General features: G+C 41.1%; 19 protein-coding genes and 1 other RNA gene. 10 read left to right on the top strand and 10 right to left on the bottom strand.

Going from position 1 to position 22,143, the window contains the following annotated elements:
• The first annotated feature begins 16 nt into the window (after positions 1-16).
• The gene (mutS, locus tag B4G94_RS13665; protein ID WP_108635985.1) at positions 17-2,623 is read left to right on the top strand and encodes a DNA mismatch repair protein MutS; all 2,607 of its coding nucleotides are present in this window, start codon (positions 17-19) and stop codon (positions 2,621-2,623) included.
• A 96-nt stretch (positions 2,624-2,719) separates the two neighbouring features.
• Here the strand turns inward: mutS and B4G94_RS13660 are convergent, their stop codons facing one another.
• Entirely contained in the window at positions 2,720-3,865 is a 1,146-nt protein-coding gene (locus B4G94_RS13660; protein WP_286859538.1) for a hypothetical protein, read from the bottom strand.
• 94 nt (positions 3,866-3,959) lie between these two features.
• On the opposite strand from B4G94_RS13660, the gene B4G94_RS13655 reads away from it, so the two are divergent.
• The gene (locus tag B4G94_RS13655) at positions 3,960-4,667 is read left to right on the top strand and encodes a tRNA1(Val) (adenine(37)-N6)-methyltransferase (RefSeq protein WP_286859536.1); all 708 of its coding nucleotides are present in this window, start codon (positions 3,960-3,962) and stop codon (positions 4,665-4,667) included.
• A 3-nt stretch (positions 4,668-4,670) separates the two neighbouring features.
• Positions 4,671-5,165: a metallophosphoesterase family protein gene (locus B4G94_RS13650; protein WP_165305625.1), complete on the top strand. Its 495-nt coding sequence runs from the start codon at positions 4,671-4,673 to the stop codon at positions 5,163-5,165.
• Positions 5,166-5,226: 61 nt separating this feature from the next.
• Here B4G94_RS13650 and B4G94_RS13645 read toward each other — a convergent pair whose 3' ends face one another.
• A complete protein-coding gene (locus B4G94_RS13645) occupies positions 5,227-5,562 on the bottom strand; it encodes a MerR family transcriptional regulator (protein ID WP_077437903.1) in 336 nt (111 codons plus the stop codon).
• Between the two features lie 231 nt (positions 5,563-5,793).
• Here B4G94_RS13645 and B4G94_RS13640 point away from each other — a divergent pair, with 231 nt between their 5' ends.
• A complete protein-coding gene (locus B4G94_RS13640) occupies positions 5,794-6,153 on the top strand; it encodes a hypothetical protein (protein WP_286859535.1) in 360 nt (119 codons plus the stop codon).
• 82 nt (positions 6,154-6,235) lie between these two features.
• Here the strand turns inward: B4G94_RS13640 and accD are convergent, their stop codons facing one another.
• The 5 genes from accD to dprA all read right to left on the bottom strand — a co-directional run bounded on the left by accD (position 6,236) and on the right by dprA (position 10,460).
• Positions 6,236-7,078, bottom strand: a complete 843-nt coding sequence (gene accD, locus B4G94_RS13635) for an acetyl-CoA carboxylase, carboxyltransferase subunit beta (RefSeq protein ID WP_108635980.1) — start codon at positions 7,076-7,078, stop codon at positions 6,236-6,238.
• A gap of 210 nt (positions 7,079-7,288) precedes the next feature.
• An RNA gene (gene ffs, locus B4G94_RS13630) (signal recognition particle sRNA small type) lies at positions 7,289-7,386 on the bottom strand.
• A gap of 150 nt (positions 7,387-7,536) precedes the next feature.
• Positions 7,537-7,764, bottom strand: a complete 228-nt coding sequence (locus B4G94_RS13625; protein ID WP_165305627.1) for a DUF6814 family protein — start codon at positions 7,762-7,764, stop codon at positions 7,537-7,539.
• Positions 7,757-9,259: an MFS transporter gene (locus B4G94_RS13620; protein ID WP_286859533.1), complete on the bottom strand. Its 1,503-nt coding sequence runs from the start codon at positions 9,257-9,259 to the stop codon at positions 7,757-7,759. Before B4G94_RS13620 ends, B4G94_RS13625 begins: the two co-directional genes overlap by 8 nt.
• An 88-nt stretch (positions 9,260-9,347) precedes the next feature.
• Entirely contained in the window at positions 9,348-10,460 is a 1,113-nt protein-coding gene (gene dprA, locus B4G94_RS13615) for a DNA-processing protein DprA (protein ID WP_286859532.1), read from the bottom strand.
• A 322-nt stretch (positions 10,461-10,782) separates the two neighbouring features.
• Between dprA and B4G94_RS13610 the strand changes: the two genes are divergently transcribed.
• Positions 10,783-11,016 (top strand): hypothetical protein, encoded by a 234-nt coding sequence (locus B4G94_RS13610; protein WP_108635977.1) that lies wholly within the window; start codon positions 10,783-10,785, stop codon positions 11,014-11,016.
• 68 nt (positions 11,017-11,084) lie between these two features.
• Positions 11,085-11,681, top strand: coding sequence for a hypothetical protein (locus tag B4G94_RS13605; protein WP_286859531.1), 597 nt, complete (start codon positions 11,085-11,087; stop codon positions 11,679-11,681).
• Here the strand turns inward: B4G94_RS13605 and rsmG are convergent, their stop codons facing one another.
• Both rsmG and B4G94_RS13595 read right to left on the bottom strand, forming a co-directional pair.
• Positions 11,682-12,320: a 16S rRNA (guanine(527)-N(7))-methyltransferase RsmG gene (gene rsmG, locus B4G94_RS13600; RefSeq protein WP_181390646.1), complete on the bottom strand. Its 639-nt coding sequence runs from the start codon at positions 12,318-12,320 to the stop codon at positions 11,682-11,684.
• A gap of 21 nt (positions 12,321-12,341) precedes the next feature.
• The gene (locus tag B4G94_RS13595; RefSeq protein ID WP_286859530.1) at positions 12,342-13,505 is read right to left on the bottom strand and encodes a glycosyltransferase; all 1,164 of its coding nucleotides are present in this window, start codon (positions 13,503-13,505) and stop codon (positions 12,342-12,344) included.
• A 225-nt stretch (positions 13,506-13,730) separates the two neighbouring features.
• On the opposite strand from B4G94_RS13595, the gene tgt reads away from it, so the two are divergent.
• The 3 genes from tgt (at position 13,731) to B4G94_RS13580 (ending at position 17,061) form a co-directional block, all read left to right on the top strand.
• A complete protein-coding gene (gene tgt, locus B4G94_RS13590) occupies positions 13,731-14,861 on the top strand; it encodes a tRNA guanosine(34) transglycosylase Tgt (RefSeq protein ID WP_286859529.1) in 1,131 nt (376 codons plus the stop codon).
• 102 nt (positions 14,862-14,963) lie between these two features.
• Positions 14,964-16,043 carry an LptF/LptG family permease gene (locus tag B4G94_RS13585; protein ID WP_108635973.1) on the top strand — a complete coding sequence of 360 codons (1,080 nt, stop codon included), beginning with the start codon at positions 14,964-14,966 and terminating at the stop codon, positions 16,041-16,043.
• 106 nt (positions 16,044-16,149) lie between these two features.
• Positions 16,150-17,061, top strand: a complete 912-nt coding sequence (locus tag B4G94_RS13580) for a DMT family transporter (protein WP_104384968.1) — start codon at positions 16,150-16,152, stop codon at positions 17,059-17,061.
• Between the two features lie 121 nt (positions 17,062-17,182).
• Here the strand turns inward: B4G94_RS13580 and B4G94_RS13575 are convergent, their stop codons facing one another.
• Positions 17,183-20,224, bottom strand: a complete 3,042-nt coding sequence (locus B4G94_RS13575) for a VIT domain-containing protein (RefSeq protein WP_286859528.1) — start codon at positions 20,222-20,224, stop codon at positions 17,183-17,185.
• Between the two features lie 363 nt (positions 20,225-20,587).
• On the opposite strand from B4G94_RS13575, the gene B4G94_RS13570 reads away from it, so the two are divergent.
• Positions 20,588-21,880: an esterase-like activity of phytase family protein gene (locus tag B4G94_RS13570; protein WP_286859527.1), complete on the top strand. Its 1,293-nt coding sequence runs from the start codon at positions 20,588-20,590 to the stop codon at positions 21,878-21,880.
• Positions 21,881-22,143 lie beyond the last annotated feature (263 nt).

Here is a 22,143-nt window from a genome sequence, read left to right as displayed (position 1 = left end):
AATTTGATTTTAGAAGTTGGCAAAAGAAAAGAAAGTAACTCCGTTGATGCAGCAATATAATGCGATCAAGATTAAGTATCCTGGTGCGTTATTGTTGTTCCGTGTTGGCGATTTTTACGAGACATTTGGTGAGGATGCAATCAAGGCGGCTCAAATTTTGGGTATCGTTTTGACGAAACGAGGAAATGGTTCGGAATCCGAAACGGCGTTGGCGGGTTTTCCACATCACTCGCTGGAAACTTATCTCCCTAAATTGGTGCGTGCAGGTCAACGGGTAGCAATCTGTGATCAGCTGGAGGATCCCAAAACAACCAAAACGATCGTTAAACGTGGCGTCACGGAATTGGTTACTCCTGGAGTCTCTTACAATGATAACATTGTTCAACAGAAATCGAATAATTATCTAGCCTCTATTTTTACAGATAAAGACAAGATCGGTATTGCTTTTCTGGATATTTCGACGGGTGAATTTCTTGTTGCACAAGGAAGTACATCCTATATAGATAAATTGCTTCAGGGTTTCAAGCCGACTGAAATCATTTTACCCAAAAAACAAAGCAAGGATTTTATCGAGCAGTTCGGAGCACACTATTATACTTATTTTTTGGATGAGTGGCCCTATACTGGTGACTATGCGACCGAGGCTTTGTTAAAGCACTTTGAAGTTGCATCGTTGAAGGGGTTTGGCGTGGAGCGGATGTCAGCAGGCATCGTTGCGGCGGGGGTTGCCCTGCATTACCTCAATGAAACGGAACACCGCAACCTACAACATATATCGACACTTTCCCGCATTGAAGAGGACCGTTTTATGTGGCTGGACCGATTTACGATCCGCAATCTGGAACTGATCGGATCCATGAACGAAAATGCAGTTACACTGTCAGATGTCCTCGATCATACAGCAAGTCCAATGGGCGCACGGCTTTTGAAGCGTTGGATCGTCATGCCATTGAAAGATAAAAAGGGTATTCAGGAACGTTTGGACGTAGTGGATTTCTTTTTTAATAACCGTGAACTGCGGGACGAGCTGATCGGGCAGATTAAACAAGTTGGTGACCTGGAACGATTGATATCAAAGATCGGGCTTCAAAAGGCCAATCCGAGAGAGATTGTTCAATTGAAACGTGCTTTACATGCCATTGAAAAACTCAAGGAACTGACAGATCGTAAGGACGCGCAATCACTGGCCCTGATATCCGATCAATTGGATGCCTGTGCCGCTATTCGAGAACGAATAGAACAACAAATACAGGCTGAACCGCCTGTGGCCATCAATAAGGGCAACGTCATTGCTGCGGGAGTTGATGCTGAATTGGATCGCCTGCGTAAGATTTCTTTTGGCGGTAAAGATTATTTGTTGGAAATTCAAAAAAGAGAAGCTGAACTGACGGGTATCCCGTCCCTAAAGATCGCATTCAACAATGTATTTGGTTACTATCTTGAAGTAACGAATACACATAAGGACAAAGTTCCAACGGAGTGGATCCGAAAGCAAACCTTGGTCAATGCGGAACGATATATCACAGAGGAATTGAAAGAATATGAGGAGCAGATTCTTGGAGCCGAAGAAAAGATCCAGGCGTTGGAAAATAGACTCTATGCTGAACTATTGGTTGCTATTGCAGAATATATCAAGCCGATTCAACTGAATGCACAGCTTATTGCCAAGCTGGACGTGCTACTTAATTTTGCCATTGTCGCAGAAAAGAACTATTACGTCAAACCGGAGGTGAGTGACAGCAAGATTTTGGATATAAAAGGTGGACGGCATCCTGTTATCGAAAAAAATCTGCCGATTGGTGAAGATTATATTACCAACGACACCTATCTCGACCCCAAAGCGCAGCAGATTATTATTATCACCGGTCCGAATATGGCGGGTAAGTCAGCTTTGCTCCGTCAGACAGGTCTAATTGTCCTGATGGCGCAGATTGGTTGTTTTGTACCTGCCAAAGAAGCCAAAATAGGTCTTGTCGATAAAATATTTACTAGGGTAGGGGCTTCGGATAATTTGTCTTCCGGAGAGTCTACATTTATGGTGGAGATGAATGAAACCGCCAGTATCATGAATAACCTTTCGGATCGAAGTCTGATCCTTTTGGATGAAATTGGACGTGGGACAAGTACCTACGATGGAATTTCGATCGCTTGGGCAATAGCAGAATATTTACATAATCACCCTGCTGCCAAAGCGAAGACTCTCTTTGCGACACATTATCATGAATTGAATGAACTGTCAACCTCGCTTGAGCGCATAAAAAATTACAATGTTACGGTAAAGGAGGTCAATAACAAGGTGATCTTTTTGCGTAAGCTCGTACCCGGAGGGTCCGAACATAGTTTTGGTATTCATGTTGCCAAGCTCGCGGGAATGCCGCCGAAGCTGTTGAACCGTGCCAATCAAATTTTGAAACGATTGGAACAGGAGCGTACAGGGGGAGAGCAGATTAAAGATAGCATGCGTAAGATTCAGAAACAGGCCTATCAGTTGCAGATGTTTTCTATAGATGATCCGGTTCTGAATAAAATCCGCGACATGTTGAACAACTTGGATGTTAACTCACTTACTCCTGTGGAAGCCTTGATGAAATTAGACGAAATTCAGCGTTTGCTAAAAAATTAGATAAAAACAGATTGGCTTATGCTGCACGTGGATCCCAAGGATCTGCTTCAACAGAAGGAAAAGAGATTCAAATGGAGAAACAGATGATAAAGTGAATTAGAACCTGAAGAAGAACGCTGCAGTTCCGTAATTCGACTGTATCGGTGTCAGGACCTTGCTACTCGCATCATAGGGAGCATAGTGGTAAGCCACCTCAATTCCAACATATTTCTTGTTTTTCATCTGAAAAAGAGAGGAAAACCCCAAGCCTAAGTGAACATTGTTAATGGTTACCATGCGATCGTTGTAACCGCCGTCATAATAGTAACCGTCCGGGTCATAATATCCGTCTGAATAGACGCTTTCGGTGATGCCCGTATCCGTAATATCTATCCCTATTATGCCTTTGGGAATCAGGATGCATTTTTCGTTGTCAAAAATTTTATAGCCCACGGAACCGCCGATAAATCCCGTTGCGGAAGAATTGATCGTAACATCGGATCCTTCATAATTGTAGGCGATATTTTTATCATTTGAATTGATCCGCACGTTGAAACCACCCTCGAATATAAATTTGCGTTCCAATGAACTCATAAGCATAAATCCAAACATGAAATTTGTTCCAAAAATCTTGTTTGTGCCTCCAAGAGGACTCATCACACCGACGAGTGGAACATAGCCCAGTTTGGATCTACTTCTGTTTCCGTAGACTTGAGGACGACTCTTCGGTTGTTCGGTATTTTGAGGTGCCGGTTCATCTTCGGGGCTATCGGTGTCGGCAAACAAATGAAGAATATCTCTTTCACGATCATTGAGACTGTAGTTAGTTGAAGAGAGCAGCGCCCGGGCTCTTATCTTGATTAAATTGTCCAAAGGATGCCGCAGGGGAAAGAAATTGTATATCGATTTATTTTGTTCGTATTGCTGGGCGAAGTCGCCCCGGTCAGCAGCATCTAAACGTTGAACAAATGTCTTGTCCAATTGATTACCGATATAACGTTCTATTTCTGTACCACAATCCTTTTTGTCGATAATGAGCAGAAGAATGCGTAAGCGTTGGCCGAATTCCGTCACACCACAGCTGGCCTGTAAGGTATTCAATAAAGGGGTAATTTTGTCGAACTCATTGTTGTTCAACGCTCCTGTTATTAAAGGAAGGATCTCTGCTGTATGTTTTTCGCATGTTTCTTGTGCCTGAGTTTTTTGTGGGGCAAGAAAGTAAATGAAAGCAAATACTGCAAAAATGAACTGACGGATCATCATGGCTTATGGATTTATCAGGGACTAAATTAATAAATAAATTGAATGATGTCTTCCTTATTTGTGGCAAACATCTCAAAAGTTTTATCTTTGGCTCATGGCGTCTATATTTCGATTTAAACAATTTGAAGTTGATCAATCCAATTGTGCGATGAAGATCAATACAGATGGCGTATTGTTGGCATCATTGGTCGATACGGATGGTGCGAGGCGGATACTGGATGTCGGTACGGGCACAGGTGTGATCGCACTTATGTTGGCTCAACGGATGATTGATATCCAGGTGGAGGCCGTGGAGATAGATGAACTTGCAGCAGCGATGGCGAGCAGAAATTTTAATAATTCGATTTTTAAGGATCGGCTCGTATTGCATGCGACTGCTTTTCAACACTTACAAATAAGCGATCACTATGATCTGATTGTATCAAATCCTCCTTTTTATACAGATTCACTGCATAATCCAGATGTCCGGAAGAAATTAGCCCGACATACGGACCTGGACTTTTTTCGGGAATTACTACAGTTCGCATCGTCGTATTTAACTTCTAAAGGTAAAATTGTTCTGATTCTCCCTACACAACTCGCGGAAACGGTAATGGCATTGGCAGTGGAACATCGCTTGTATCGTACCGCTGAAATTGAAATAAGCTCATTCGTTGAGGATCCCGTGATTCGAAAGATCGTCACTTTTGAACGTATGCCAACGACGATGGTTGACCGACGTGAATTTGTGATTTATAAATCCAGGGGCGTTTACTCGGAATCGTACAAGAATGCTTTGGCGCCTTATTTTTTAGCTTTCTAGACTATGACAAAAATTGGACTTCTTTCGGATACACATTCCTATTTAGATGAATCTGTATTTAAGTACTTTGCTGATTGCGATGAGATTTGGCATGCCGGGGATTTCGGCGACGCTGCTATTGCGGACCAACTAGAAGCTTTTAAACCTTTGCGTGGGGTGTACGGAAATATTGACGGAAAAGATCTTCGTTTGCGTTTTCCTGAAGATTTAAGATTTACCTGTGAGGAGGTGGAGGTTTTTATGACCCATATAGGGGGCTACCCGGGGAAGTATGCTCCTCGAATCAAGGCCGGCCTATTGGCTGATCCGCCAAAATTGTTTATCACTGGGCACTCCCATATCCTCAAGGTTGTTTTTGACCCGAAAATCCGTTGTCTTCATCTCAATCCAGGTGCTGCAGGCAAACATGGTTGGCATAAAGTAAGAACACTTATGCGCTTTGAGATCAATAAGGATAAGATTGAAAACCTTGAAGTGATTGAGCTCAAGGGGAGATAGTCCATCAATCTCTAAAGGGGCGTGCGACGGCTATGGCCTTAAGATGGATACACAGATATTCTTATAACGAGTCACGTACTTCCAGCAAGAAGCTCTTCAGGCGTTCTAAAGAATCCACAACACGTTGATTTTCTTTTGCCTCGGATTTGTTGTCACGGAGATAATCTCTTGCACCTTGTAGCGTATATCCTTTTTCTTTTACCAGATTGAAGATGATTTTGAGGTTTGCGATATCTTCCTGCGTAAAGAGTCGGTTGCCCTTTTTATTTTTTTTGGGTTGAAGAATGTCAAACTCACGCTCATAAAAACGTATCTGGGATGCATTTACATCAAACATCTCTGTAACTTCCCCCATTGTATAATACAATTTATTTATTTCACGCTCTTTGTACGGCATATCATCGCAATTAATCTATAGCAAACTTAATAAAAATTCCAATTCAAAAAGAAATTTTGCGGTTTCTTATTTTAGGTAGCCGGGAAACAAAGCGGTGAAAGAGAGCCGGTAATTGAAGTTCTGATCTATATATGGTCTTAGCCGCTTTGGGGCTGGGACATTGCAAGTTGTTGTTGTGGCGCTAGGATGCGCATTGTAAATAAGGACTAAATTAGCTAAGTTTGACTGACGTTGAAACCTATATGGACAGATCGGATGATTATCGTTAGCAAATTTTGGACAAATTTATTCTCTTTTGGGAAAGCCGATGCAATTACTATTTTTCCGATTATATTTCTGAAACATGCATTTTTTAAAGATAACAAGGAGCTGATCCGCCACGAGCGTATCCACTTGCGGCAAGCCCTGGAACTGGGGATTGTGTTTTTTTATCTCTGGTATTTATGCGAATTTGTGGTTCGCTTTGCCCGTTTTCACGATTTTGACAAAGCTTACCGCCAGATTTCCTTTGAACGGGAAGCTTATCGTCACGAAGATGATCCTGCCTACTTATCCAAAAGAAAGATCTGGGCATTTTGGCAATACATATAATTGACTCGATCAGCAATTTAGATTGCATAAAAAAGGCTCTTAAAACATGTTAAGAGCCTTTTTGTATATTTAATTTTACGTTTTATCCGACTAATTTGAGATAAGTAGCCACTTTGTCTTTTAATTGTCTACGGTCAACGATAAAATCCAGGAATCCATGTTCAAGTACAAACTCAGATGTCTGGAATCCTTTAGGAAGGTCTTTTTTGATTGTTTCTTTAATAACACGAGGGCCGGCAAATCCGATCAACGCGCCGGGTTCAGCAATATTAACATCGCCTAGCATGGCATAAGATGCCGTTACTCCGCCGGTGGTCGGGTCAGTCAATAGACATACGTAAGGAAGTCCTGCTTGTGCCAGTAATGCTAATTTGGCTGAAGTTTTTGCCATTTGCATCAAAGAGAATGCGGCTTCCATCATACGCGCACCACCTGATTTTGAGATCAGCATAAAAGGAATTTTATGCTCGATACAGTAATCAATGGAGCGTGCGATTTTTTCTCCAACGACAGATCCCATCGATCCGCCGATAAAGCTAAAGTCCATACAAGCAATCACAATATCCTGGCCATTCATTTTACCGTGACCAGAGCGTATCGCATCTTTAAGGCCTGTTTTTGCTTGACTTTCTTTTAAGCGTTCAGGGTATGGTTTTGAATCGAAAAATTCCAGCGGGTCACCAGAATTTAGGTTGGGGAATAGTTCAGTAAATTCGTTATTGTCAAATAAAATTGAAAAATATTCTTTGGAGCCAATTCTTAAATGATGGCCACAATATTGACAAACATAGTCGTTTTCTACTTGTTCAAGATGCAACAGTGGTTTTTTACACGTGGGACACTTGTTCCACATGCCATCCGGTGCTTCTTTTTTATTAGCGGTAGCTGTGCTAATACCAGCTTTTTCTCTTTTAAACCAACTCATACGATAGTTCTTATTCGATTACAAACTTAGATAAAAATGCTTTTATATACAATTATAATTGTGTTGAATGTAAAGGGCAGTAAATCAATTGTTTCGTTTGGTAGGGATGCTGGTCGGCGGATAAGACACGCGATTTGAGAGCATATTGTCGGGCTAAATTGGGGCGGCTGAGGTTGAGGACGATCCCTGGTCAAAAATTTGGGCACAAAAAAAGGGTAAGCTACTTCTATCGCACCGCTCAACCAAATACCCTTGCTTTGTTCCCAACCTGGGGGAGTCAATGGGAGCTGGTCGTAGAAGACTTACCCAGCACAAAAGTAGAAAAAAAAATAGTTTTAGGAAAGAAAAAATGCCTTTTTCTCCTACTGTACTGATTCTCATCAGAATAAATTATTCAAAAGGCCATCTTACTGGTATAAATAATCCGTTAAGATGGCCATGATTGCTTTTTTAATGCATTACATCTTCTTTCTGTCGTACTCGCCCAGCAAAGAATAGTAGCCAAACAGCCCCAAACCGAGGGAAATGATCGGCGTTAAGATACAGAGTATAATGATACCAAAGACCAGATCCTCTTGGTGTCCTGTAGCAATCTTAGGTAATGCCAATTCAAAAATGGAAAAATATGCCGTGTATATGGCTAGCATGATCCATACTATACCGAGAAGTTTTTTCAGATTATTCATGGTTCGGGGGTGTTGATTTGTTGTTGATGTATAGACTACCGATAATAAAGCAGACTGCAGCAATAAGGATAGGATACCCTAATCCCGCCAGATAAAACTGTGGCGTATTCGAGGCTTCTGCATTTGTGGTGAGGTAAGTGGAAACTGCCGGAAGGAGCCCTCCAAATATACCGTTGCCCACATGATAGGGCAAAGACATGGAGGTATATCGAATTTTTACAGGAAATAGTTCTACTAAAAATGCTGCAATAGGTCCGTAAACCATCGTAATATAGATGACCTGGATAAATATAAGGGCAACGAGCAGTATGTAATTTTTGCCTGTTAAATGTACGGTTGTTTTGACCGTTTCTTTTCCTTTAAGTTCTCCTTCCTGATGTAGTATTTTTGAACTGCTCATTTCTGTCCCATCGGCATACTGGCTTTTTGTGATCGTAATGATGGTAGAATTTTGTTGGGAGCTAGGTACTGTAGTTTCGTTTAGCTTGGTTTTTTGCTGAACATTTGATAGCTGATACATCGCTTCGTAAATAGGGCGATAGGTTAGCACCGCCAGGAGCATACCACCCAGCATAATCCACTTGCGGCCAACTTTGTCACTAAGCCATCCGAAAACGACAAAAAATGGCGTGCCTAACAATAACGCAATACCTAAAATGGTATCTGCCTGATCGGATTGCAGGTGCATGACTGTTTTCATGAAACTCATGGAGTAGAATTGACCGGTATACCAAACGACTCCCTGTCCCATCGCCGCGCCGAATAAGGCTAGTAACACAAATTTGAGGTTATACCGATTTCCGAAACTTTCTTTTAGCGGGTTGGTACTTGTCTTACCTTCTGCTTTCGCTTTGCTAAACTCAGGTGATTCCTTCATTTTTTTTCGGATGAGGTATGAAACATATACCATTACTAAGGAGAGCAGGAAAGGAACGCGCCATCCCCAGCTATCAAATTGCGTCTCACTCAGAAAACTTTTGGTTAAAAGAATCACCACAAGGGAGATAAATAAGCCGAAGGTAGCAGTAGTCTGTATCCAGGATGTCCAATAGCCACGTTGCCCCAAAGGAGCATGTTCGGCGACATAAGTCGCTGCACCCCCATATTCGCCGCCCAGCGCGAGTCCTTGCAAAAGCCGTAGGATCAAAACAATCAATGGTGCCCAAAAACCGATCGTTTCGTAACTTGGAATACAACCAATCAGAAAGGTCGCGCCACCCATCAGCATCAGTGTTACCATAAAGGTGTATTTGCGGCCGATGATATCGCCCAAGCGACCAAAAAACAATGCCCCAAAAGGGCGTACGACAAATCCGGCGGCAAAGGTAGCCAATGTCGATAGAAAGGCCGCTGTGGGATTGTCGGCAGGAAAAAATTTCGTTGAAATTACGATGGAGAGACTTCCAAAAATAAAAAAGTCATACCACTCAATGAGTGTGCCCATGGATGAGGCGCCGATGACTTTCCAGATGCTCTTTGTGCTGTTTTCGTTCATTAATAATCGGTTTAGTGTTATGTTTGCTTAATATAGAATTTGATTTGAATGAATTTATTTTCTTGTATTTATTGGATAACTCATTTGGTTACCATTGTAGACTGCCCTCTGATTTATATACTTTTCCGGGGAGCGAGCGGATCAGCGATTGCATTTCCAGTTCCAATAAGACCAGGGCCAGCTTACTCTGCGGCCAGTTGAGCAGCTTGATCATTTGATCAAGTTCCAGTTGTCCGTTTTGGTGAATGAGATTGAAAAGGCTTTCCTGGTCTTTAGTCAAACTCAATGGGAGGGCTAACTGCTGGTTTACGTCGTTTTTTTTACTGATTTCCCAATTCATGACATAGGCGAGATCTTCTGCATGTCTGATCATGTGGGCGCGATTTGTTTTGATCAGATAATTGGTTCCTTCACTGCTCTTCTCGTATATGGATCCCGGAAAGGCACATACGTCTCTGTTATAACTATTCGCTATTTCGGCTGTAATTAATGCGCCCCCCTTAATTGCCGCTTCTACCACGATAGTAACATCTGCCATCCCGGCGATGATGCGGTTACGCATTGGAAAATTGACTCGTTCGGGTATAGTCTCCGATGTGAATTCGGTTAATAGTCCACCATTTTCGAGCATTTTTGATGCGAGTTCGCGATGAGATGCAGGGTATATCCGATCCAGTCCATGGGCCAGTACAGCGACGGTCGGGATATTATTTTTTAAGGCATTGCGGTGTGCTAGGGCATCAATGCCATAGGCTAGTCCGCTGACGATCAGCGTGTCCCGGTCTTCATTTAAGTCACGGATTAGGTCCTCGCATATTTTCTGCCCATAATGTGTCGCATTTCTTGTCCCGACGATGCTGATGACTTTTGTTGCGTTGAGCACATCATTTCCTTTGTAGTATAACATGAGGGGGGCATCATCACATTGTTTTAGCCTATCGGGGTATTCCTTATCTTCGATCCATAGCGCTTTAATCTGATGTTTGTCGATAAAAGCAAGTTCCTTTTCGCAGGCTGACAGGTAAGTTTTGTTACGGACAGCATCGGCGATAGATGCCTTCACTCCCGGGATCTGCATCAGTTCTTTTTTTGAGTAAGAGAAGAAATCCGCTAAGTTGTCGCAATGATCCATGATATTACGCGCTGTTCTAGGGCCAATGCCCTTGATCTTAGTCAAAGCTATGGGATAGATTAATTTCATAATTGGGTACTTTAAATATAGTGAAAAATTATAAATCTTGTAGCGCTTTTCATTAGAATTAATCATTTGATTTTGTGGCCATTTTCCGCAAACATTAGCGGTGCTGTTTCCACTGATAAGCCGTAGCTCGGAGATCGTATTGCTGGTCGTGTATCGCATGATCATTGGTTGTTGATAAATTACGACCTGGAACCGCATTTGCGCTATCGTATAGATGAGCGTTTTGATTTCAGAATCGTTCCTTTTGGGGGAACAATTTGAGGCTGTTTTTGGGAAGAATGTTTTGATTTGGTAGCTTTGTTGAATTAACAATATTTTTAGTATGGAAATGAAAGAACCTTTTGATATAGAATTGGGCGATATAATTTATTCTGTCTTTCCGGAAGAGGAAGATGCCTATGTGATCTTTAAAGATGGAATGGAATATGTGAAAATTATAAAGGATACCGATACCACTTGGCTAAAACTAAATCCTGAAACCGAATTGCCGATGTTTGGAATGGATGAAGAGATTAACCTGATCGGGGAGGAAATCAAAAAAGAGCTTAGCCAATAATTCTTATAAGTTAAAGATCGTTAAAATTATTTTGCTCTTATCTGACGTTGATTATTTTAGGATAATCAATGATAGATATGGCACGTATTGGTTTCTTATTTTTAATCGCTCTTTGCATCTATTTGGCCTTTGATCGGCAGGTCTTTGCGCTACCTAAAGAGGTTATTTTGCAGGATACCGTGAAGAAGAATGGAAAAGATACGCTTAAACTGGATACGGCTAAGATCATTCGTGAAAACCTTTCGGCCAAGGAGAAACTGGACAAAAAAAAAGAAGAATATAAATCTATCTATTTTTGGGGCGATACCAAGAATATGGTCACATTGCCGCATCAAGGAGGGATCGCTGTCAATCTTAACAAACTTTACAATAAATTCAGCCGAAAAGGGCGGAATGCGAGGAAACTTCAACGTGAGTTTGAAAAAACTTACCAACAGGATTTAATTCGTGAGGAGTGGTATGCGTTGACGAAGGAATACAGTAAGTTGTCGGGAGATTCGTTGAATAAATTTAGGATATACTATGAGCCTTCTTTAACCTGGTTTTATGAAAATGATCGCTATGAAAAGATAGCTTATATGAATAAGTGCTTAAAATATTACCTGGATTCTGTAACCATTATCCACAGGCGGCTCCAACTGCCTATGGATAATGCTAAACTTTGATTACATCGGTACGTATACCAAATATTTTGTGTCAAAAAACTCTTCCTTAAAGTAGCCTGAGAGCGGGTACAATTCAGCTTTTAGTTTGGATTCTTTGATTTCTTCGCTCAGGTCACCACCTTTTAGATAAAGAATTCCGTTCGGAATTCCGTTTTTATCTTTCTTTGCGAATTTATTTCGGATCCAGGGGGTGAATTCTCCAAGTCTGGTTACTGCCCGCGAAATGACAAAATCATATTTGTCGTCCAGTTGTTCTGCGCGAATATGGTCGGCTTCAACATTTTTAAGGCCTAATCCCGCGGCGACTTCACGGACTACCTTGATTTTTTTTCCGATCGAATCGACTAAGTGGAATTTGACGTCCGGAAAAAGGATCGCCATGGGGATGCCCGGAAATCCACCGCCGGTACCGACATCCAAAATCTGTGTTCCCGGAGTCAACTCCTGAACAAATTTGGCGATACCCAATGAATGTAATACGTGATGGAGATATAGGCTATCAATGTCCTTACGTGAAATTACATTGATCTGACTATTCCAAAAAGTATAGAGGTCTGCAAGTTTGGCAAACTGTTCTTTTTGTATATCCGTTAATTTCGGAAAATAGGAGTATATGATATCGACTGTAGGATTCAACATGTGATTTTTTAAAGGGGTGAATTATTTCCAGCTTATTTTTTTCTTTTTTCGGCTGAACAAACCATTGATACAAATATAGAAATAGTAGATGAAGTCTACCAGCGGAAGCCACCAAATCAGTTCTTTCACTTCGAGTTTCCTGTAAATAGATGAAAAAACGGCCCATTGGGCGAATAGTCTGAGCAGGTAAGCTGTAAGCGGAACGTACCAGAACGTAGGAAAAGCAATCGCAACAGCAATCAAGGTTACGTAAAACAATACCGCGGATACCAGCTGTGTACCCAACATGCGCTGGTGACGTTTTTTATAAATGGTGGAGGCTCCCGAATGTCTTGCTTTTTGTTTATAATAGCTTTTCCAGGTTGTTTTGGGAGCCGAGTAAACAATAGCGCTTGGAGCGAGAACGATATTGACATTGGTTGCGGTGGCATTTTGGTTGACAAAAAGATCGTCGTCACCGGATTTGACATGCATGTGGGCTGCGAATCCTTTGTTGCGAAAGAAGAGATCTTTTTTGTAGGCCATGTTTCGGCCAACACCCATATAGGCGTCTCCTTTGAGCGCATAGGATAAATAGCTCATTGCGGTATGGCTCGTTTCAAACCGAATCAGCAAATTGAGTAAGCTTCTTTTTTTAAAATAAGGCGAATAGCCCAATACGATTTCGGTCTCCGGCCTAAAAGCCGATGCAACCTCTTTCAACCACTGATTAGATTGAGGAGCGCAATCTGCATCGGTAAATACCAAAGTCTGATGTTTTGAAGCCTTGATCCCCATACTTACCGCGAATTTTTTGCCATGCTTCAATCGGATATGCTCTTTGATATCGACAATTTTTAAATGGGCATATTGCTCATCAAATTCCTGGAGTATCCATGGTGTTTCGTCGGTTGAAAAATCGTTGACAACAGTAACCTCAAAATTGGGATAATCTTGCTCAAGGATACTGGGCAAGTATTCACGCAGATTATCCTGCTCATTGTGCGCGCAGATAATAACAGATATTGCCGGGAGATCTGTTCCCTCTTGATAAGCTTCAATTTGGTACCTACTTAATTTGCTGTAAACAAATAAGATGTAATATAATTGTGCCAATAGGAAAAGACCTAATATTCCAAATATAATATATGGAAGATTGGCCAAAAATACATGTAGGTCAAGCATAGCCCACAAAGATAAGCGCATTCATAATCTTTTTATAAAGGAAAATGATAATTTATTCCTGAAACATCCTGTTTGCAAATCTTTTTGTAGTATTTTTGCAACATATTTTAGGAAAGGACGGGCGTAAACATACTGGTAAGCGGAACCATATTTCCGTTGTTGAAAACAGTTTTGCCCATATTATTGGGAAAAATACATGCGAAAGTCTGTCTACTAAAATGAAATTAGTCTCAGAGGAAAATATTAATGAAATTTACGCTACAAGCACAAGATACACTATCAAAAGCACGTGCGGGTGTTGTCGAAACTGCACACGGTCCCATTCAAACTCCCATCTTTATGCCTGTTGGCACCGCCGGTACGGTGAAGGCCATTCATCAGCATGAGCTGAAAAATGATATTGAAGCACAGATTATTTTGGGGAATACCTATCATCTTTATCTGCGTCCAGGATTGAACGTATTGAATAAAGCTGGTGGATTGCATAAATTTAACGGCTGGGATCGTCCGATTTTGACCGATTCTGGTGGTTATCAGGTGTACTCCCTGACGGAAGTGCGTAAGATTAAAGAAGAAGGAGTAACTTTCCGTTCTCACATTGATGGTTCAAAACATCTTTTTACGCCAGAAAACGTGATGGATACGCAGCGTATTATCGGTGCGGATATCATCATGGCCTTTGATGAGTGTACGCCTTACCCTTGTGATTATGGTTATGCACGTCGTTCATTGGATATGACTCACCGTTGGTTGAAGCGATGTGTAGATCGTTTTGATAGCACGGATCCACTTTACGGATATGATCAGACCTTATTTCCTATTGTACAAGGCTCAGTTTACAAAGACTTAAGAATAAAATCCGCAGAAACAATAGCCTCCTTTAACCGGGACGGAAATGCAATCGGAGGATTGTCCGTGGGTGAACCGGCAGAGGAAATGTATGCGATGACCGAAGTGGTTTGTGATATTTTGCCTAAAGAAAAATCGCGTTATTTGATGGGCGTAGGTACTCCTGTGAATATCCTGGAAAATATCGCTTTGGGAGTTGATATGTTCGACTGTGTCATGCCAACGCGTAATGCAAGAAATGGTATGCTTTTTACACAAAACGGGATCATCAACATTAAGAATGAAAAATGGAAGGATGATTTTTCGCCTATTGAAGCTGAAAGCGACTTACATGCAGATCAGTTCTATTCAAAAGCGTATTTACGGCATTTGATAAAATCACAGGAAATTTTAGGAGCACAAATTGCTTCATTACACAATTTACATTTTTATCTTTGGCTAGTCAATCAAGCCCGGGAGAAAATCATAGACGGTACATTCTATGACTGGAAAAATAAAATGGTGAAAATTTTGGATCAACGTTTGTAATGGAGTCACATAAAAAAATAAAACATAGATAAAGTATGTGAGCCCCGGGGCTTGCAGAAGTAGAGTCTCAAATCTCATATCTTAATACTCAAATCTAAAACTATGCTTTCGTTAATCGATCGTTACATCATCAAAAAGTACCTGACAACATTTGTGTTCACGATGGCCATATTCACCGTGGTTATGGTCGTCTTTGATGTGTCCGAAAGATTGGACGATTTTCTGAAATACAAAGCACCACTGGATAAGATTATCTTTGAGTATTATGCCGGATTTATTCCATTCTATCTTAATTTTCTCTGTCCGTTAATTAACTTCATCGCGGTGATCTTTTTCACTTCGAAAATGGCGGATCAGACCGAGATTGTCCCGATATTAAGTGCGGGTTATAGTTTCAACCGTTTGTTGCGGCCTTATATGATTGCTGCAACAATAATCTTTGCTGTATCTTTCATATTCAATATATTCATTATTCCGCATACCAATAAAATGAAGGTGGATTTTGAGAATATCTATGTGAAACCGTTGAAGGATAACTCCCGGGTATCAACACATATGCAGCTGGATAAAAACAGTTACGTGTATATTGACAATTTTGATAATGCTACCAAGACTGGCTATGGTTTCGTCCTGGAGATTTTCAAAGGGGATACATTGAAGGAAAAGATGATGGCAGACCGTATTACTTGGGATTCAGTGGCGACGAAATGGAAAATAGAGGGATACACCAACCGTATTATCAATGGCTTACGCGAGCGAATGGACAAAGGGACAGTCAAAGATACGACATTGGATATGAAGCCCTCTGATTTTGAGTTAAGGGATAATATGTTTACTGCCATGGATACGCGAGAACTCAATATCCGTATCCATAAAGAAGAAACGAGGGGAACGGGGGTAATGAATGACTTATTGCTGGAAAAATATAAACGCTATGTTTACCCATTTTCGGCATTTGTTCTGACGCTCATGGGGGTAGCGCTTTCCTCCAAGAAAGTCAGAGGTGGGATCGGTTTAAGTCTTGGTGTCGGAATCGGCTTAAGTTTTACGTATATTGTTTTTATCCAATTTGCCACCATGTTTTCACTGAAAGGCGGATTGCCGCCGATAATTGCGGTATTGATTCCAAATGTGACTTTTTTATTGGTCGCAATTTATCTGGCTGTAAAGGCGCCAAAATAACTCCGATTACGATCATCAACTTAAGCAGCTTACAAAAAAAGGGAAAATAAGTGCTGCGCATGGTGATTTTTCATTGCCATTACAAATAATTTATATTCTATTGAATATGTCCAAAATTCATCTAAATCGGAATATCTTAATTCTGCATTTAACAATCCTGATTTGGGGATTTACGGGGATTCTAGGGAGTCTCATTTCTGTTTCTGCGATTCATTTGGTTTGGTACCGCGTGGCGATAGCTTCCATTTCTTTGCTGGCCTATTTCCTGTTGACCAAACAAACGATAGTAGTTTCCAAAAAACAGTTTCTTCAGTTTTTTATGGTGGGGGCCGTGGTTGGTCTACATTGGGTTTTATTTTTCTATTCGATCAAAGTCTCTACTGTCTCGGTCACGTTGGTAACTTTATCTTCGGTGACATTGTTTACGGCAATATTGGAACCGATTATCAATAAAAAGCGGATCGCGCTATTGGACATTGTGGTTGGTTTGGTGATCATCGTGGGGATTTATACCATATTTTCCTTTGAAACGCATTATTTGGTCGGCTTACTGGCGGGGCTTGGCTGTGCTTTTTGCGCCAGTATATTTTCCATTGCCAATGCAAGGATGGTTAAGAAATCGAGTCCGACATTGATCACATTTTACGAAATGCTGGGTGCATGTTTTTGGATCAGTATATTGATGTTTTTTACTGGGGATTTCAATGCTGAGATGAAATTGGGACAGCAGGATCTGATTTACCTTTTATTGTTGGGGGTAGTCTGTACGGCGGTTGCCTATGTGATGGGGGTAGCGGTCATGAAAGAGCTATCGGCTTTTACGGTTGCATTGACGACGAATTTGGAGCCTGTCTATGGAATACTTTTGGCCATGTTGATCTTTGGACAAAAAGAAACCATGAGCGGCGGATTTTATCTCGGAGCTTGTATCGTTCTAGGTGCGGTGTTTACCTACCCTTATGTGAAAACAAAATTGGAGAAGAGACAGAAAGATCTTATCATCCGAAAATTACATTAAAGATTACCGGGCTGTCTGTCTTTTTGGACAGCCCGGTAATCTTTTGTTGTACACATTCTTGTTCCTGACCGTGGTTCGCCTTTGATTGTTCACCATATCAAGAATTCAATTGTCGGGCAAATTAGAAGGCAAATTCACCTACCAGAACATTTCTCTCCTGATCCCTGTCAAGGTAAATCGTCGTGAGTTTACGTTCCTGTCTCCCAGTACTATAATAGGTGTAGATTTCTGCCAGAACAGCAGCGGGACCGGCTAAGGTCAGCGAACTATCGTTGTAGAAATCAACTTCTATTTTATATTTTCCTTTTAACGCTTTCTTTAATAAAAATTGTTCTGGACCATATCCTCCGGTAAAGTCGTTACTAAGACGACCCCCAATTGCTGTTGCGGGGTTGCTGTAGAAACATTTTTCCCCGTTTGGATCAGTTACCCAAAGATCGATATCGGTGTTTTGGGAATTCCAGTTGATGACTACGCGCATGTCAACGGGTAGGTCGGCAATCAGCTTTTTCTCCACAGCAACTTTTGCAGTTGCGTTTTTCTGAAGTTTAATGAGGTTATTGATCTCCATGACAAGGATTTCTTCAATGCCATCATCTCTATTTGCGGCTTCCGCTGAATAGTTTTGTATCAAGATGCCATAAAGTTCTTCCAAGGCTTCGTTGTAACGGCCCTTATCCTGTAATACTAAGGCGTAGTCACGATGACTCTGTGGATCCATTGGTCGCCATTTTAATACTTTACCGGTTATGTACAACGCGTTGTCGACGTCTCCCCATTCCCTGAGTTTGTATGAAATGGTTTTATAAAGGTCAGCATTTTCAATTTGCAGGTCTGCCATGGCACTCAGGATAAGCAATGCTTTTTGTTTATCTCCCCTTTTGAAAAAGAAATTGGCGACATCAAAATAGAACGTTGGTGTACCCATATACTGATCCCGAAGCTGAAGATAGCTTTTGTAAGGATCTTTGGCTTGATTAAGCTCCTTTAGGTAAGTATTGTCTTCCTTAATTTCGGGAATACTTATTTTTCCAGATACCTGATTGCGGGGATTCGTTACTTGTACTCCAGCGACTCGCTCTTCTAGTGCTTGAACAGCATTTACTGTGACGGCTTCCATAAGTTCATCTTTACTAACCACTTCCTCCTGAGCGCTGACTGCTGCGTTAGCTGCTCTTGAATTGGCGGACACAGACAGGCTCTTGTTTGTAGCACCTTCTGCTGATCTGGATTCCACAACCATGGGGGTAGGCACCGCGTTTGCCAAAGGACGGGACGGCACGGAGGGAGCAACGGTAGTTGGGAGGGGCTCGTCTCCCGCAGCGATGGAATCTGTAGTCCGACGCGATCGCCCCCGTTGTGGGTATTTCGTTTTTTGCTGAAAGTCGGTATTCCCCCAAGATTGGAGTTGCTCGGTGATACTTTGGGCCTGAGATAATAGATCCGCTACGCGTTCTTCCTTTTCTATGCGTTCTTCTTTTTTGAGTCGATTGAATTCGGGAAGCAGTTCTGCTGGTGGTGTAATTGCATAGCGTATATAATCTTCCACATTTTCAAGTACGATTAAACTTGTATTCCGGGTGACAATGCCAAATTGTTTTCCGATCGCTTCAATCTCTTCACGGTGGTCTTCATATTGGATGTCCAATGCCTCTATTTTCTTCTGCGCCCAAATCTGTTGCAGATCAATCTCGCCATTGTCAGGCTTTAATGGAACTTTGATTTCTTTGATTTGGTCTGTTCCATCACCAATTAAAAGTGTGATTTCTTTTGCATCACTGTTTTTACCAAGTCCCGAAACAGAGAAATAGGATTGAATAGGTGAGCCTTTTTCGGGATAGATTTCGGTAAAAGCATATTGTTCTTTTACTCCCAAAAAGAGTTGATCGATTGAATTTAGCATGTTATAGGCTTGCGTGATCGTTGTATTTGTCAAATTGACCATTTTCCCATAATGAGTCTGGGCAATCTGTTTGAGATTGGCATAGTCTGAGCTGGTTGAGGAGGTAATGCAATAAGTAGGCTGGTCAAGTACAATTTTGCCCTGGCCAAATGTAGAAAGTCCGTCACTGAAAAAGAGATAATTTGCGCCATGTAGAACTCCGCTCTTTACTTGGCTATAATCGGTACCGCCGTCATAAACAGTCTGTTTCAGGTAATCCTTCAATTCTGTCCAGTTTCCATTGTTAATCTGAAAAGTGCGGGCTTTGCTGAAACGAATATCTAAATAGCCTAGATCCACTGATATATTCTGATTTTCATTGAAAAACTGATCCAGGAGGCTGAACTCTTTTTCCAGATCTCTATTTTTTGAACTTAGTGAACGATCCCAAATAATGGCGAGGCTGTTGCCCCATTTTTTTTGTGTCTGTTTAGGTATTTCCAATTTCGCATTGGCTAGAAAGTAAAAACTGCCATCCTGGTTGGATTGTTTTAATCCTGAGGTGGCGTTTTCGTTTAAAGGAAGTTTAATTGCGAGATTTTTTGAGGATTTAAACTGTTGCTTGCGTAATGTGGCAGCATAGTTATGGTTTTGTTCAGCAAATGCCAAGGATCCATCAGGTTGTTCAGTAAAGCTCGGCTTTTTATTCCCTTGGTAAACGTTGATGTTCAGCTCAACATTTTCAATAATGGAGTTATAGTTCAAAGGCAAATAATAGTATAATGCCTGATCGGATTCTGGAATTAGGTTCTCGGAATAGCTAATCTGAATGGTACGCCGTCCTTTTGAAGGCAAAGGATAGATACGTGTCCGGAAATTATTTCCTTCAACTTTTTCAAGCAGCCCGGGGTCTACTCGTCGTGTTTCTATACTTTCAAAAACTTCGGTTCCTTTATTTTTGTCCACAGGTACCGCCTGACGTAGTTTTCCGTTGATATCCAGGGCATAGCCGCTGACGGAGACACCTTCGGGCATCGGGAAGGTAAGTTCACCTTCAAGATCCCGATTTGACGTGTTTTCGAAAGTCATGGTCATTGATGTTTTTGCAATATTTCCAAAAATATTGACTGCTACTTTTAGGTCGACGAGTTTTGCTGCGTCTACACCTTGCTCATTTTTTATTTTTAAGCTGGGCACCTCACGGGTGGGTTTTATTTGAGACTTTATATCCACATTGGAAAATACCAATAGGATGAGGAGGGCTAATATTGTCTTTTTCATCTTTGAAATGATTTGCTTATCAATTATTTTGTTTTTTAACATATTCAGGCTGCCTTCCGCGGCATACTTGTCTGGTCTTATCGGTATCAATGGACGTTTTTAGTCCGTTTTTTTAATCATCAGCTCATTGTTTCTTTCGGGCATTCACACAGTCTTAGGCTGTTTCATTTGTATCACCCCATCAACAACGATTCATCTTTTCTTTGTCTATTTTTTCTTTGATGCAATGAAAAACGAAATTCCATAAAGTCAATCTATTTTTATTTGTCATTATGATTTGGTCGGTGGATGTAAGTTATTTAAACGTTTGTTAATGATGCCCTAATATGCGAGGTTTATGTTTGCAGGATAATAGAATAAATTATGAAAAGATTATACAGTGTATTGGGGATTGCTCTTTTGTTTGCTTCCTGCAGTAAGGATGATGTATCAAAGATCATTGATCCGATTGTCAATTTAACTTACCCGGATAAGGCTGTAGCCATGGATCCAAAAGTATTGGGTACGATTGGTGAGGTAAAGGTATATAATGGCGGGTACGGCTCTTCCATGGTTCAGGATCCGAATGATAAGACAGTGTTTTACCTCTTAACAGATCGCGGGCCAAATATTGATGGTACAGAAAAAGATAGTAAAGTTTTTGCTAACCCGATGTTTACCCCTCAGATCGGTAAATTTCGATTAAAGGATAATGTGCTGGTTTTTGAGTCTGCGATTGAATTAAAGAATAAAAACGGTGTAAAATTGAACGGCTTGCCGAACCCTGAGGGTAAAGGGGGTTCGGGAGAGAAAGCTTTGGATACGAATGGAAAGGATTTGGGAAAAAGCGAAGATGGCATCGATTCGGAGGGCTTGGCAAGAGCCGCTGACGGTTCTTGGTGGGTAAGTGATGAATATGGACCACATATCGTTCACTTTGATGCTTCTGGAAAGGAGATTGAGCGGATCAATCCTTGGACAACAGGAAAGAAATTACCCTTGGTCTTTGCCAAACGTCGACCAAATCGTGGAATGGAGGGATTGACCATTACACCGGATGGAAAGACTTTGGTCGGTATGATGCAATTTCCACTCTATAATCCATCCAAGGATGCGGTGAAGAATTCCTTGATTATCCGCATTGTCACTATGGATATCGCAACTGGAAATACCAAGCAGTACGTGTATATGATGGAACGGTCTGACCTACAGGCTGTCAGTGAAATTGCTGCGGTGTCCAATTCCACTTTTATTGTGCTGGAACGTGACGGAGCATATGCAACAGAAGAAACACGTGGTGATGTATTCAAAAAAATCTATCAGATAGATCTTGCGGGTGCAACGGATATTTCTGATGATAATAACGGTGAAAAAGGGAGACTTTTTGATGGTAAGAGTGTTGAAGAACTAAAAGATGCTGCTAACTTAGCGAAATATAATATTAAGCCTGTTACCAAAACTTTGGTGGCTGATTTAATGAAGGATATCAAAGAATTATATCCACATGACAAAGCCGAAGGATTGGCTGTTATTAATTCATCTTTAATCGCTGTATGTAACGACGATGATTTTGGCGTTACGGGAGAGGGGATTTATAAATCGAAGATATTACCGGCGATAAAAACCGTTGATAAGAATAGCATCTATTTTATTAAATTAAAAACGCCGTTGAAATAATTATTTTGGTTAATATCAAAGAATGCCTGACTTTATAAAACAGGCATTTTTTGATATTTCCATTTTTCTAAAGTTGGATTGACTCATAATTTTTAAATGTTAAAAGTTTAAAATAAATTATTGAGCTAGCAACGATACCAACATACGACAGTGGAGAGGACGTGAGGGGGTAAAATTCCGCCAAAATGCAAAAAGCGGAAAACTCCATGTGGCGGAATTTTATCCCTAATAATTATTGATTTGGAATAAATGTTTTCTTATAA

Source organism: Sphingobacterium sp. UBA7625, assembly GCF_002484085.1.
GTDB classification, from domain to species: domain Bacteria; phylum Bacteroidota; class Bacteroidia; order Sphingobacteriales; family Sphingobacteriaceae; genus Sphingobacterium; species Sphingobacterium athyrii.
This window is presented reverse-complemented; position numbering and strand designations above follow the sequence as displayed.

Excerpts from the sequence above, each read along its gene's own strand:
- B4G94_RS13660 (WP_286859538.1), bottom strand. The coding sequence starts at position 3,865 with ATGATGATCCGTCAGTTCATTTTTGCAGTATTTGCTTTCATTTACTTT.
- B4G94_RS13655 (WP_286859536.1), top strand. The coding sequence starts at position 3,960 with ATGGCGTCTATATTTCGATTTAAACAATTTGAAGTTGATCAATCCAAT.
- B4G94_RS13650 (WP_165305625.1), top strand. The coding sequence starts at position 4,671 with ATGACAAAAATTGGACTTCTTTCGGATACACATTCCTATTTAGATGAA.
- B4G94_RS13645 (WP_077437903.1), bottom strand. The coding sequence starts at position 5,562 with ATGCCGTACAAAGAGCGTGAAATAAATAAATTGTATTATACAATGGGG.
- accD (WP_108635980.1), bottom strand. The coding sequence starts at position 7,078 with ATGAGTTGGTTTAAAAGAGAAAAAGCTGGTATTAGCACAGCTACCGCT.
- B4G94_RS13625 (WP_165305627.1), bottom strand. The coding sequence starts at position 7,764 with ATGAATAATCTGAAAAAACTTCTCGGTATAGTATGGATCATGCTAGCC.
- B4G94_RS13620 (WP_286859533.1), bottom strand. The coding sequence starts at position 9,259 with ATGAACGAAAACAGCACAAAGAGCATCTGGAAAGTCATCGGCGCCTCA.
- dprA (WP_286859532.1), bottom strand. The coding sequence starts at position 10,460 with ATGAAATTAATCTATCCCATAGCTTTGACTAAGATCAAGGGCATTGGC.
- B4G94_RS13610 (WP_108635977.1), top strand. The coding sequence starts at position 10,783 with ATGGAAATGAAAGAACCTTTTGATATAGAATTGGGCGATATAATTTAT.
- B4G94_RS13605 (WP_286859531.1), top strand. The coding sequence starts at position 11,085 with ATGATAGATATGGCACGTATTGGTTTCTTATTTTTAATCGCTCTTTGC.
- rsmG (WP_181390646.1), bottom strand. The coding sequence starts at position 12,320 with ATGTTGAATCCTACAGTCGATATCATATACTCCTATTTTCCGAAATTA.
- B4G94_RS13595 (WP_286859530.1), bottom strand. The coding sequence starts at position 13,505 with ATGCGCTTATCTTTGTGGGCTATGCTTGACCTACATGTATTTTTGGCC.
- tgt (WP_286859529.1), top strand. The coding sequence starts at position 13,731 with ATGAAATTTACGCTACAAGCACAAGATACACTATCAAAAGCACGTGCG.
- B4G94_RS13585 (WP_108635973.1), top strand. The coding sequence starts at position 14,964 with ATGCTTTCGTTAATCGATCGTTACATCATCAAAAAGTACCTGACAACA.
- B4G94_RS13580 (WP_104384968.1), top strand. The coding sequence starts at position 16,150 with ATGTCCAAAATTCATCTAAATCGGAATATCTTAATTCTGCATTTAACA.
- B4G94_RS13575 (WP_286859528.1), bottom strand. The coding sequence starts at position 20,224 with ATGAAAAAGACAATATTAGCCCTCCTCATCCTATTGGTATTTTCCAAT.
- B4G94_RS13570 (WP_286859527.1), top strand. The coding sequence starts at position 20,588 with ATGAAAAGATTATACAGTGTATTGGGGATTGCTCTTTTGTTTGCTTCC.